Origin of the sequence: Ornithinibacter sp., assembly GCF_035443565.1 — a bacterium.
GTDB lineage: Bacteria > Actinomycetota > Actinomycetes > Actinomycetales > Dermatophilaceae > Fodinibacter.
Genome location: NZ_DAORSO010000012.1, coordinates 7,661 through 19,661 on the forward strand (window position 1 = coordinate 7,661; position 12,001 = coordinate 19,661).

Genomic DNA, 12,001 nt, shown 5'->3' on the forward strand with positions numbered 1-12,001 from the left:
CATGTCAGCCCACTCGATCGGCGGGCCGGCGTGCAGGATGGTGTTCTTCGTCATCCCGGGCACCACGTCGATCGCCTGGCCGAAGCCGACCAGGACAGGGTGGGCGTCGATGATGCGGCGCACGACCTCCTCGTTCGCGACACGGATCTTCTCCGCCACGGCGGGCTCTCGCAGTGCGGCGAGGGCGGCTTTCACCTCGGGGGAGTAGTCGCGCGGTGGCGCCCAGTTGACCTGGGCAGCGTGCGTGCCCTGCGCCTCGAGGTCCTCACGGAATGAGTCGAGGCCGACATTGACGACGTTGAGGTCAGCGCCGAACAGGCTGGTTGTCATGGTGGTTCGTTCCTTTCTTTCAGCGGAGCATCTGGAGGGAGACGTCGGCCAGCTCGACGACGTTGTCGACGAGCCGCACACCGGCGCTCGTGAGCAGGGCCTCCTGGCCGTCCTTGCCCTGCGGGTCACGGTCGGTGCCGAGCACGTAGCCGACGATCTCGAGGGGGCGTCCGGCGTCAGCGGCGATCTTGCGGGCTTCGGTCACTGCCGGAAGCACTGCGCCCGCGGGGTCGGGGTGAGAGCCGTAGCCGAGCTCGACGTCGATGACGATGACGGCGGTCGCAGGGTCCGAGGCGTGCTTGACGATCTCGGAGTTGCGCAGGGTGGGGTCGATCATCGGGTGGGGGCGGCCCTGGGTGTAGTCGTCGTCGCCCAGGTCGAGCAGGACGTTCCCGCCCTGTCGGCCGTCGGAGCTCGGGCGCCGGGCGGGGTCCTTCGCCACGTTCGACCACGTCGTCTCGGGCTCGACCGCGGCAATCGCCTGGTACACCTCGTCGCAGACGGTGCCGCCGCAGAACAGGCCGCGGATGTCGCTCTGTCCGGGCAGCCATCCGGTGCGTACCGCGTCGAGCTCGTGGCGGTGCGTGCTCGGCTGCTGGGCCACCTGGTCCCCACTGGCGAGCCGGACGGCGGCGAGGGCGGCATCCCGGGTGTTGGCGGCGAAGGTGATGTTCGAACCCACCTCTGCCGGGGCCGGTGCGCCGATGAAGCAGACCACGACGGGCTTGGAGGCTCGTCCGGCGGCAGCGAGCACCTTTGCGGCGACGGTGTCGGCGGGCGGCTTGGACAGCAGGAGGATCACCGACGTGTCGGGGTCGCTGTCGAGCATCGCCAGTGCGTCGAGCATCATGATGCCGCCGACGGCCTCGGACAGGTCGCGCCCGCCGACACCCACGAGCTGGGAGATGCCGGAGCCGAGCGCGTCGACGCGTACCGAGACCTCCTGGCTGCCGGTGCCGCTGGCAGCCACCACGCCGACCGGGCCTCGGTTCACCGCGTTCGCGAAGCAGAGCGCCGTGCCGTTGATGATCGCGGTCCCGCAGTCGGGACCCATGACGAGCAGTCCCGCCTCGTGGGCGCGGGTCTTGATGTCGACCTCGTCCTCGACAGAGACGTTGTCGGAGAAGATCAGCACGTTGCGGCCGGCGGCGATGGCCAGGCGTGCTTCCTCGGCGGCGTAGGCACCGGGAACGGAGATGATCGCGAGGGAGGCGTCCTGCTCGTCGGCGTAGGCCTGGCGGCTCGACCGGTAGCTCGACTCGGCCGGTGCCGTCACTCCTTGCGCGCGGAGCTCCTCCACCTGCGTCAGCGCGAGATCGCACGGGACACGTGGGCCGAGCACCCGACCCGCAGCGACTGCGTCGGCCGGAGCGGGTGACTACTACGAACCGTCGCGCATTGGCATACCGTATGCCAGCGCCATCTGGGAGACGCCTCTCACACAGGTCTGCCTTCCCTTGAAGCCCCCCGGCTCGCGTGCCGCCGCCCCCGCTGCGCCCGGTCGGGCACTACTGTCGGGCAGGTGCTGGATGAGACTCGTGACAAGGACGTGGCCGGGCCACTGCCGACGCTGGGAAGCACCCAGCGCGCGCTCAGCGAGCGGGTGGCTGGCGAGCTGCGGGACCGGATCATCAAGGGCGACCTGGCCCCCGGCACGCACTTGGTGGAGCGAACGCTTGCCGAGAGCCTCGGCGTCTCCAGGGTGCCGGTGCGCGACGCCCTCAACCTCCTCAAGGGCGAGGGTTTCGTCACCCAGCAACCGCGGCGGGGTGTGGTGGTCACCCGCCTGTCAAGCCGCGATGTCGAGGAGCTCTTCGAGGTGCGCCTGGCCTTGGAGGTCCTCGCGGTGCGACTGGCCAGCGAGCGGGCCACCGACGAAGACCTTCGCCGCCTCGAGGACAGCCTCGCCGAGTCGACAGCTGCCATCGAGGCGCATGACAGTGAACGGCTCCACCGTGCCAACGAGGACTTCCACGACGCGATCATCGCCTCCGCGCACAACCACCTGCTGGCCTCGCTGCACGAGCCGCTGATGGGCCGGCTGCACTGGCTGCTGCGGCAGAACGAGGAACCCCTGCCCCTGCACGCGGAGCACGAGCACCTCTACGACGCCATCATGTCCCGGGACCCGGAGAAGGCGAGCGTGGCGTCACAGGCTCACATTCGCAGCAGTCGGCTGATGGCCCGACGCACCCTCGGGAACGCCGGCGACGACAGCGAGCCCGCGGCATCCGAGGTTCTGGGCTAGCGACGTCGGGGGCCGCGCATTTGGTGCAGGTCGGCCTCGTCACGCCATCGCCATCGCCATCGTCGAGAACGCGAGCACCGGGGGTGCGGCGTGCTCTACGGCATCGTCATGTTCCCCGTGGCGGATGTGTTCGGGTTCGGGCCGTGCCGTTCGGCTGCGCTCCACCGCGAGGCGTTCGCCGCCTCCTGAGCCAGGCGTCGCAGGGCGATGAGCACGGGATCGACCATGACGGTGCCGACCACCACGGTGTGCATCGCGGCCTCGATGCTCGCCGCGCTCAGGGCCTCATCGAGGTCCACGGCGGCCACATCGGCCATCGCCGCGGCATACCGCTTGAGGGCCGCCGGGGGAAGCGGGATGCCGGCGTCCCTCGCCGCCGAGATGGCAGTGGTGAGCGTGCGGGCGGCCGGGGCGTCGCCGCACACCGCCCAGCCGGCGTCGTCGAGCAGGTCGGCCACCTCTGGGCTGACGGCTGGCAGGACCTCGTCACCCGTCGCCGTCAACAGGGCGTACTGGGCGACGCCGAGCAGGTCATGACGTGAGGGGGGAGGGGCCGACAGTGCGGTGAGGATCGAGCGCACCCCCGCGATGCCGATGCCCCCGTGCTCAACCAGGGCCCGCACGAGGCGCACTCGTTCGACGTGCTCGGGGCCGTACTCCGCGCGGGTGCGACTGGTGGCCTCACCGGGCATGAGCAGGCCCTCGCGCAGGTAGTACTTGAGCGTGTGGACGGGGACGCCCGTGGTCTCGGCGAGGTCGGAGATCCGCATCCGTGGTCCTTCCGGCGCTTGACATTGGATAGTGACAGTGTCCAACATGGCAGAGAACTGATGGACAGTGGCACTATCCAAGGAGCTCGTCATGATCGACCGCGTCACCCACGCCTACGAGGGACCGCTCGCGGTCTTCCTCATCGGCGTGCGGGTCCACAAGCCCTGACGGCTCGGGGTCGTCCGTCCGGTCCTCGCTGCGATGCCGCGGATGCTGGTCGAGCTGGAGAAGAACAAGGCTGCCGCAGCGCGCGGTGACGAGGAGTCGTTGGGCTTCCTCGCAGGCCGCTCGGCGGTCAACGGCCTCGGAACGACGACGATCCAGTGGTGGCGCAGCGTCGACGACATCTACGCCTATGCCAACGCCCCCTCGATGGCCCACCGCCCGGCGTGGCTGGCCTTCCACCGTGCTGCTCGTCGGGACCCCTCGGCCGTGACGATCTGGCACGAGACGTATGCCGTGTCGGCTGCCGAGAGCCTGTACGCCGGCCCGGCACCCTCCGGCCTGGCCGACGTGGCCGGGGCCGTGCCGGTGGGCCGCCGCGGTGAGACTGCCCGGGAGCGGATCGTCAGGCGCTGAGGCCGCCTTCGCGCACCGTGGACGCCCAGAGGCAGATGCGCGCGTCCAGTTCCGGGTCGCCGGTTGCGGCGTGCACGAGCCAGGCGTCGGCGAGGTCGGCCTCGACCGGCCAACGGTTCTCCCAGGTCACGAGGCGCTCGGCCAGGAGGTCGAACACGTCGTCACACAGGGCCGGGGCGAACACCGTGACGGGGGTGGTGGCCCGGGTCAGGGCCGCGGCCCGTCGCGCCGCCATCGCGCCCCCGCCGACGACGATCGCGCGGCGGCCGGGCCTCGGGAACCCGAGCAGGCGGGTGCGGTCACGGGCGATGCGCTGGGCAGTGGTGAGGGACACGGGCAACCTCCTCGCGCGACGGACGTCGGATGCCGTCACGATGCCGTCGCGGTGTTGCCGTGGGCGCGTCGCCGTGTGAACTCCGTGTTTCGCGGGGGCGAGGTGGCCTGCGTGCAATGAGTCGCGAGGGGTCGCGGGTCAGGCGTTGTTCTGGGCGTCCTGCTGCGCGGCGTGGCGGGCGAGCACCTCGGTGAGCTTGTTCGCGCCCGCGATGACGGTCGCGGCGTGGAGCCGGCCCGGCTGGCGCGACAACCGCTCGATCGGCCCGGAGATGGAGACCGCGGCAATGACCCGGCCGGAGGGGGAGCGCACCGGAGCCGACACCGAGGCCACGCCCGGCTCGCGCTCGCCGACGCTCTGTGCCCAGCCGCGGCGCCGTACCCCCGACAGCGACGTCGCGGAGAAGGCTGCTCCCTGGAGGCCGCGGTGCAGCCGGTCCGGCTCCTCCCAGGCCAGCAGGACCTGAGCGGCCGAACCGGCGCGCATCGACAGTGCTGCCCCGACCGGGATGGAGTCGCGCAGGCCGACCGGGCGCTCCGCCGCGGAGACACAGACCCGGTGCTCACCCTGGCGCCGGAAGAGCTGGGCGCTCTCGTTGGTGTGGTCGCGCAACGCACCCAGGACGGGGCCCGCAGCGGCGAGCAGGCGGTCCTCGCCCGCGGCGGCAGCCAGCTCGCCGAGACGGGGGCCGAGGATGAAGCGACCTTGCAGGTCGCGGATGACCAGTCGATGGTGCTCGAGGGCGACGGCCAGCCGGTGGGCCGTCGGGCGGGCCAGCCCGGTTGCCGTCACGAGCTGGGCCAGCGTCGACGGGCCGGCCTCGAGGGCGCTGAGCACGATCGCGGCCTTGTCAAGCACCCCGACGCCACTTGTGTTGTCCATGTCTTGATATTAGCGTCTCATTGCCTGAGACGCACGTTCGTTGGCCATCTGCCCGTGCGAATCTCGGTGGACAGCGATGGCGCCCGACGCGGGCGTCCGCATGCGTCGAAGTCGTGAGACCGCCCAGCGGCGGTCACGTCGTGGAGGTGGAGCAATGGCCGGAACTCTGGCCGAGAAGGTCTGGGAGTCCCATGTGGTGCACCGCGGGGAGGGCGAGCCCGATCTGCTCTACATCGACCTGCACCTGCTTCACGAGGTGACCAGCCCGCAGGCGTTCGACGGGCTGCGACTCGCCGGGCGACCGGTGCGGCGGCCTGACCTGACCCTCGCGACCGAGGACCACAACGTCCCGACCACCCCCGGGCCGATCACCGACCCGGTGAGCCGGACCCAGGTCGAGACCCTGCGCCGCAACTGCGAGGAGTTCGGCGTCACGCTCTACCCGATGGGGGACGCCGAGCAGGGCATCGTGCACGTGGTCGGACCGCAGCTGGGCCTGACCCAGCCGGGCATGACGATCGTGTGCGGAGACAGCCACACCTCGACGCACGGGGCTTTCGGCGCCCTGGCCTTCGGCATCGGGACCTCCGAGGTCGAGCACGTGCTCGCGACCCAGACGCTGCCCCTGAAGCCGTTCAAGACGATGGCCATCACCGTCGAGGGCGACCTCGCCGACGGTGTTACGGCCAAGGACATCGTGCTCGCCGTCATCGCGCGCATCGGCACCGGCGGAGGCCAGGGCTACGTCCTGGAGTACCGGGGGAGCGCCATCCGTGCGCTGTCGATGGAAGCCCGGATGACGGTGTGCAACATGTCGATCGAGGCCGGTGCCCGCGCCGGCATGATCGCCCCCGACGAGACGACCTTCGAGTACCTGCGCGGGCGTGACCACGCCCCGACCGGCGCCGACTGGGATGCCGCCGTCGCCGCCTGGAGCGAGCTGCGCAGTGACGACGACGCCGTCTTCGACGACGAGGTCGTCCTCGACGCCGCGGCACTCACCCCCTTCGTGACGTGGGGAACCAACCCCGGTCAGGGCGCGCCGCTCGGCTCGGCGGTGCCGGACCCCGAGCTGATGCCGGACGAGAACGACAAGGCCAACGCCCGCCGGGCCCTGGAGTACATGGGCCTGGAGGCCGGCACGCCGCTGCGCGAGGTGCACGTCGACACGGTCTTCCTCGGGTCCTGCACCAACGGGCGCATCGAGGACCTGCGGGCCGCGGCCTCCGTGCTCCAGGGGCGTCAGGTCGCCGACGGGGTGCGGATGCTCGTCGTGCCCGGATCGGCTCGGGTTCGGCTCCAGGCCGAGAGCGAGGGGCTGCACGAGGTCTTCACGGCCGCCGGTGCCGAGTGGCGCCTGCCCGGGTGCTCGATGTGTCTGGGCATGAACCCCGACCAGCTCGCGCCGGGGGAGCGCAGCGCGTCGACCTCCAACCGCAACTTCGAGGGTCGTCAGGGCAAGGGCGGGCGCACCCACCTCGTGAGCCCACTCGTCGCGGCGGCCACCGCCGTGCGGGGGACGTTGTCGAGCCCGGCCGATCTCGAGCCCGTGACCGCAGGGAGCAACTGATGGAAGCCTTCACCACCCACACCGGCGTCGGCGTGCCACTGCGCCGCAGCAACGTCGACACCGACCAGATCATCCCGGCCGTCTACCTCAAGCGGGTCACCCGCACCGGCTTCGAGGACGGCCTGTTCGCCGCCTGGCGTGGCGACGAGACGTTCGTGCTGAACGACCCGAGCTACTCCGCCGGGTCGGTGCTCGTGGCCGGGCCGGACTTCGGCACCGGGTCCTCGCGCGAACACGCGGTCTGGGCGCTGATGAACTACGGCTTCCGGGTCGTCATCTCCTCTCGGTTCGCCGACATCTTCCGTGGCAACAGCGGCAAGCAGGGGCTGCTGACGGCCCAGTGCAGCCAGGACGACGTCGAACTGCTGTGGAAGCTGCTCGAGAACCACCCGGGCACGTCGGTCACCGTCGACCTGGTGTCACGCACGATCACCGCCGGCGATCTCGTGGCCCGATTCGAGGTCGACGACTACACGCGGTGGCGCCTGCTCGAGGGCCACGACGACATCAGTCTCACCCTTCGTCACGAGGGTGACATTTCTACTTTCGAAGGTTCGCGTCCGAGCTGGAAGCCCTCCGTCACCGCCTGAGTGCGCGAGCGGGTCACTGCCGCAGTCGACCCCGAACCGAGCGCACGGCCCCGTTGGGGTGCCCTCCGAGAGGCGTCCGACGTCGCCCGACGACGCGCCGCTAGCGGTGGACGACGGCGTTCGATGGCCCTACGGTCGGTGCCGAACCGGTTATTTCGGCGGTTCGCGGTCGCGCTGCGCCCGGCGCGCTCTTCAGGAGTTGGGGTACGTCCACGTGAACAAGGCAGATCTGGTCAAGGAACTGGAGTCGACGTTCGGCAGCCGCAGAGCGGCAGCGGAAGCACTGGATGCCGTTCTCGACACCATCATCCGGGAAGTGGCCCGGGGTGGGAAGGTCTCGATCACCGGTTTCGGCACGTTCGATCGCGTCGAACGAGCTCCCCGCACCGGCCGCAACCCGCACACGGGGACCTCGGTGCCCATCCCCGAGGTCAAGGCGCCGCGGTTTCGGGCCGGCACCGCGTTCAAGTCCTACGTCAAGGAGCCGCACACCCTGCCCGAGGACGGCACCGCGACCGGTCGTGCCCCCGCTGGCACGGCCGCGGCCAAGAAGTCGGCGTCCGCCTGATCTGACTGCGAGATGCCGGTGATCGTTGTGTCGCACCCGGTGCGCGGGTGTGTTTGGCTTGGCCCATGACCTCATCCCTCGTCGTCGACGGCGGCTCCCCGCTCGTCGGTGACATCGAGGTCAGGGGCGCCAAGAACCTGGTGTCCAAGGCCATGGTCGCGGTGATGCTCGCCGAGGAGGGGTGCCGCCTGCGCGGGGTGCCCGAGATCTCCGACGTGCAGATCGTCAGCGGCCTGCTCGAGCTGCACGGCGTCGTCATCGACTCCACCGATCGTGACGGTGAACTGGTCCTCGATCCGACCAACGTCGAACAGGCCCACATCGCCGACATCGACGCCCACGCCGGATCCTCCCGGGTCCCCGTGCTGCTCTGTGGCCCGTTGCTGCACCGCCTCGGCGAGGCGTTCATCCCCGACCTCGGGGGCTGTCGCATCGGCGAACGCCCCATCAACTACCACCTCGACGTGCTGCGCACCTTCGGGGCGGTGGTCGAGAAGCGCCAGGACGGCCTGCGCCTGACCGCGCCCAACGGACTGCATGCCGCTGACATCCACCTGCCGTACCCGAGTGTGGGCGCCACCGAGCAGGTGCTGTTGACCGCCGTGCGCGCCATCGGTCGCACGACGCTGCGGGGCGCCGCGATCGAGCCCGAGATCATGGACCTCATCGCCATCCTGCAGAAGATGGGCGCGATCATCTCGGTCCAGACCGACCGGGTCATCCTCATCGAGGGGGTCGACCGGCTCGGCGGCTTCGACCACCTGGCGATCCCCGACCGCATCGAGGCCGGCTCCTGGGCCTGCGCGGCCCTGGCCACCCGTGGTGACATCTACGTCCGCGGCGCCCAGCAGCTGCCGATGATGCCGTTCCTCAACGTCTTCCGACGCATCGGGGGCAAGTTCGAGATCGACGACGACGGCATCCGCTTCTGGCACCCCGGGGGCACGCTGAACTCCATCGCCATCGAGACCGACGTGCACCCCGGGTTCATGACCGACTGGCAGCAGCCGCTCGTCGTCGCACTCACCCAGACCACGGGGTTGTCCATCGTCCACGAGACCGTCTACGAGAACCGCCTCGGCTTCACCGACGCCCTCGTCGAGGCCGGGGCACACATCCAGACCTTCCGCGAGTGCCTGGGCGGCTCGCCGTGCCGGTTCGGGCGGGCGAACTACCAGCACTCGGCCGTCATCTCCGGCCCGACCCCGCTGCAGGCTGCCGAGATCACCGTGCCGGACCTGCGCGGCGGGTTCAGCTACGTCATCGCCGCCCTGGCGGCCGAGGGCCGCTCCACGGTGCACGGGATCGACCTCATCCACCGCGGGTACGAGCGCTTCTCCGAAAAGCTCGACAACCTCGGGGCCGTCTACAAGCTCCCCTGACGACCCGATCAGGGCAGCGCAGTCGGGCGCCACTGCCTCAGTGGATGTCCTCGCCGGGCCCGATCCCGGTGATCCACACCCGGGTCGCCGCAGCCCCACTCTCGTCGAGTTCGATGCTCACCCGCTGGCCCACCCGCAGGTGGCGCAGCCCGCTGCGCTGCGCGGCGTCCGGTGGCAGGTCGACCTCCACGCCGTCGTCGAGCAGGGCCGAGCCGGAGCCGTCGTCGGCGATGCGGTGGATGGTGGCCTGCACACCATGAACCGTAGCGCGAGCCAGTGCCCGGGCGCTGTGTGGGCCGAGCCCGAGCCGGGTGGCCTCCGCGAGGGACCGGGCGTCGTCGACGTCGACCCGCAGTCCTGGTAGGTCGAGGTCGAGCCGCACGTGGCCCAGGGCCTCGTGCGCGGCGGCGCTGCCGGCACCGAACGCCGTCCGCACCCCGGCCATCGACTCGCCCCGGGGCACGGTCAGGGTCAACATCGCCGTGCCCAGGCCGTCAGCGTCGGGGACAACCGCTGCCGGATGCCGTCCGGTCGCCTCGAGCGCGACCCTCACCTCCGCGGCGCGCAGCGCGGGGTGGTCGCCCAGCACCACCGCGACACGGGTGGCTCCGGCCGCCGCTGCGACACGGCATCCGGCCGCCACCGCCGCGTCAAGACCCAGCCCGGGGTCGGGGACGAGCCGCGCACCAGCAGGGGTGACCCACGAGGAGACCGTCGGGTCCGAGGTCACGACGAGCACCGGCATCCCCTCGATCGCGTCGAGCAACGCAGAGACGGTGTCGTGGGCGAACGCGTTCGCGAGGTCCCTGCGGGCGGGCTCGGGCAGGGCCAGCCGGCTCTTGGCCAGCGGCCCACCCTTGACTGGGACGACGGCCGCCCACTGCGGAACGAGATCGGGCACGCGCTGATCCTGCCAACACGTGGCGTCATGCTCGACATCGCCGCTGTCGCAGACCACAATGCGGTGACCCGCCCGCACGGAAGGCAGCGCGTGAGCATCCCGACGGACCACTCCAGGCCTCGTGCCTACCGCTTTGTCGTCGCCGTGCTGCGGCCGCTGCTGATGGTCTTCACCAAGCGTCGCTGGTCCGGTCAGGAGAACTTCCCGACCGAGGGTGGTTTCGTCGTCGTCACCAACCACTACTCCCACCTCGACCCGTTCGTGTTCGGGCACTTCCTCGTCGACCACGGCTTCTCGCCCCGGTTCCTCGGCAAGGTCGAGGTCTTCCGCATCCCCGTCGTCGGCTGGATCCTCACCAGGGCCGACCAGATCCGCGTGCACCGCGAGTCGGGCCGGGCCATCCACGCCTTCCGCTCCGCCGTCGAGGCCGTGCGGGCCGGCAAGGTCGTCGCGATCTACCCCGAGGGCACCCTCACCCGCGACCCCGACGTGTGGCCGATGCGGGGGAAGACCGGCGCGGCCCGGGTGGCGTTGGAGACCGGCTGCCCCGTCGTGCCCGTCGTCACGTGGGGCGCCCACGAGATCCTCGGGCCCTACCGGCACTGGCCGCACCTGCTGCCGCGCAAGACGATGGTCGTGCACGCCGGGCCCCCGGTCGAGCTCGACGACCTGCGAGGCCTGCCGCTGACGGCCGAGGTGCTCCAGGACGCCACCGACCGGATCATGGCGGCCCTGACCAACGACCTGGAGGGTGTGCGCGGGGAGCGCGCCCCCGGCATCCGCTTCGACCCCCGCGCAGCCGGCGTGACCCCCATCGGCAAACCACGACCCCTCAAGGAGGCCTCATGACGAGCGCAGCGGTGTACGGCACGGGAAGCTGGGGAACGGCGTACGCGTCGGTGCTCGCGGATGCGGGCACGAGCGTGACGATGTGGGGGCGACGGCAGGAGGTCGTCGACCAGATCAACGCCGGCACCAACGAGGACTACCTGCCCGAGCTGCGCCTGCCCGGCACCATCCGGGCCACGACCGACCCGTTCGAGGCCGCGGCGGGTGCCGACATCGTCGTGCTCGCGGTGCCGTCCCAGACGCTGCGCGCCAACCTCGAGGTCTGGGGATCGGCGCTCCCGTCGTCGGCGGCGATCGTCTCGCTCATGAAGGGGGTCGAGCTGGGGACGACCCGACGGATGTCCGAGGTGATCTCGGAGGTCGGTGGGGTCGAGCCGGAGCGAGTCGTCATCGTGTCCGGGCCGAACCTGGCCCGCGAGATCGCCGTCAAGCAGCCTGCGGCCTCGGTCGTCGCGTCGTCGAGCCCGGCGATGGCCGAGCTCGTCGCCGCTGCCTGCGCGGCGCCGTACTTCCGGCCCTACACCGGCTCCGACGTCGTCGGAACCGAGATCTGCGGCGCGGTGAAGAACGTCATCGCGCTGGCCGTCGGCATGGCCGAGGGCATGGGCATGGGCGACAACTCCAAGGCCTCGATCATCACCCGCGGCCTGGCCGAGACGATGCGCCTCGGCATGGCGCTCGGTGGGGAGGCCCCGACGTTCGCCGGGCTCGCCGGGGTGGGCGACCTCATCGCGACGTGCATGTCGCCGCTGTCGCGCAACCACTCGTTCGGGGTGCGCCTCGGGCAGGGCCTGGCCGTCTCGGAGGTCATTGCCGTCACGAAGCAGACGGCCGAGGGTGTGAAGTCGTGCACCTCGATCCTCGAGCTGGCACGGCACACCGGGGTCGACGTGCCGATCATCGAGCAGGTCGACGCGATGATCCAGCACGACCGCAGCGCCCAGGAGGTCGTCTCGGCCCTGCTCTCGCGCCCCCGCAAGGCCGAAACCGCCTGACC

The 12,001-nt window shown here is 70.9% G+C and carries 12 protein-coding genes and 2 pseudogenes; 8 read left to right on the top strand and 6 right to left on the bottom strand.

The window, feature by feature from the left end; translation table 11 throughout:
* Both PLL68_RS02925 and PLL68_RS02930 read right to left on the bottom strand, forming a co-directional pair.
* Positions 1–330 (bottom strand): annotated as a pseudogene (locus tag PLL68_RS02925) (hypothetical protein); the annotation flags it as partial.
* Between the two features lie 19 nt (positions 331–349).
* On the bottom strand, positions 350–1,630 hold the full coding sequence (locus PLL68_RS02930) for an AllF/FdrA family protein (RefSeq protein ID WP_324531494.1): 1,281 nt from the start codon (positions 1,628–1,630) through the stop codon (positions 350–352).
* Between the two features lie 222 nt (positions 1,631–1,852).
* On the opposite strand from PLL68_RS02930, the gene PLL68_RS02935 reads away from it, so the two are divergent.
* Positions 1,853–2,578, top strand: coding sequence for a GntR family transcriptional regulator (locus PLL68_RS02935; protein WP_324531495.1), 726 nt, complete (start codon positions 1,853–1,855; stop codon positions 2,576–2,578).
* 95 nt (positions 2,579–2,673) lie between these two features.
* On the opposite strand, the gene PLL68_RS02940 is transcribed toward PLL68_RS02935, so the two are convergent.
* Positions 2,674–3,348, bottom strand: a complete 675-nt coding sequence (locus PLL68_RS02940) for a MerR family transcriptional regulator (RefSeq protein ID WP_324531497.1) — start codon at positions 3,346–3,348, stop codon at positions 2,674–2,676.
* Between the two features lie 193 nt (positions 3,349–3,541).
* On the opposite strand from PLL68_RS02940, the pseudogene PLL68_RS02945 reads away from it, so the two are divergent.
* A pseudogene (locus PLL68_RS02945) lies at positions 3,542–3,928 on the top strand (monooxygenase family protein); the annotation flags it as partial.
* On the opposite strand, the gene PLL68_RS02950 reads toward PLL68_RS02945, so the two are convergent.
* Positions 3,918–4,262 carry an NAD(P)-dependent oxidoreductase gene (locus PLL68_RS02950; protein ID WP_324531499.1) on the bottom strand — a complete coding sequence of 115 codons (345 nt, stop codon included), beginning with the start codon at positions 4,260–4,262 and terminating at the stop codon, positions 3,918–3,920. The pseudogene PLL68_RS02945 and the gene PLL68_RS02950 sit on opposite strands and share 11 nt — an antisense overlap.
* A 138-nt stretch (positions 4,263–4,400) precedes the next feature.
* Positions 4,401–5,144 (bottom strand): IclR family transcriptional regulator, encoded by a 744-nt coding sequence (locus PLL68_RS02955; RefSeq protein ID WP_324531500.1) that lies wholly within the window; start codon positions 5,142–5,144, stop codon positions 4,401–4,403.
* A gap of 154 nt (positions 5,145–5,298) precedes the next feature.
* Between PLL68_RS02955 and leuC the strand changes: the two genes are divergently transcribed.
* The 4 genes from leuC (at position 5,299) to murA (ending at position 9,254) form a co-directional block, all read left to right on the top strand.
* Positions 5,299–6,714 (top strand): 3-isopropylmalate dehydratase large subunit, encoded by a 1,416-nt coding sequence (leuC, locus tag PLL68_RS02960; protein WP_324531502.1) that lies wholly within the window; start codon positions 5,299–5,301, stop codon positions 6,712–6,714.
* On the top strand, positions 6,714–7,304 hold the full coding sequence (gene leuD, locus PLL68_RS02965; RefSeq protein WP_324531504.1) for a 3-isopropylmalate dehydratase small subunit: 591 nt from the start codon (positions 6,714–6,716) through the stop codon (positions 7,302–7,304). Before leuC ends, leuD begins: the two co-directional genes overlap by 1 nt.
* Before the next feature lie 214 nt (positions 7,305–7,518).
* Entirely contained in the window at positions 7,519–7,872 is a 354-nt protein-coding gene (locus tag PLL68_RS02970) for an HU family DNA-binding protein (RefSeq protein ID WP_324531506.1), read from the top strand.
* Between the two features lie 65 nt (positions 7,873–7,937).
* The gene (gene murA / locus PLL68_RS02975) at positions 7,938–9,254 is read left to right on the top strand and encodes a UDP-N-acetylglucosamine 1-carboxyvinyltransferase (RefSeq protein ID WP_324531508.1); all 1,317 of its coding nucleotides are present in this window, start codon (positions 7,938–7,940) and stop codon (positions 9,252–9,254) included.
* A gap of 37 nt (positions 9,255–9,291) precedes the next feature.
* On the opposite strand, the gene cofC is transcribed toward murA, so the two are convergent.
* Positions 9,292–10,155 (bottom strand): 2-phospho-L-lactate guanylyltransferase, encoded by an 864-nt coding sequence (cofC, locus tag PLL68_RS02980; RefSeq protein ID WP_324531510.1) that lies wholly within the window; start codon positions 10,153–10,155, stop codon positions 9,292–9,294.
* Positions 10,156–10,245: 90 nt separating this feature from the next.
* On the opposite strand from cofC, the gene PLL68_RS02985 reads away from it, so the two are divergent.
* Positions 10,246–11,004 (top strand): lysophospholipid acyltransferase family protein, encoded by a 759-nt coding sequence (locus tag PLL68_RS02985; protein ID WP_324531512.1) that lies wholly within the window; start codon positions 10,246–10,248, stop codon positions 11,002–11,004.
* The gene (locus tag PLL68_RS02990; protein ID WP_324531514.1) at positions 11,001–11,999 is read left to right on the top strand and encodes an NAD(P)H-dependent glycerol-3-phosphate dehydrogenase; all 999 of its coding nucleotides are present in this window, start codon (positions 11,001–11,003) and stop codon (positions 11,997–11,999) included. Before PLL68_RS02985 ends, PLL68_RS02990 begins: the two co-directional genes overlap by 4 nt.
* Positions 12,000–12,001: the final 2 nt, after the last annotated feature.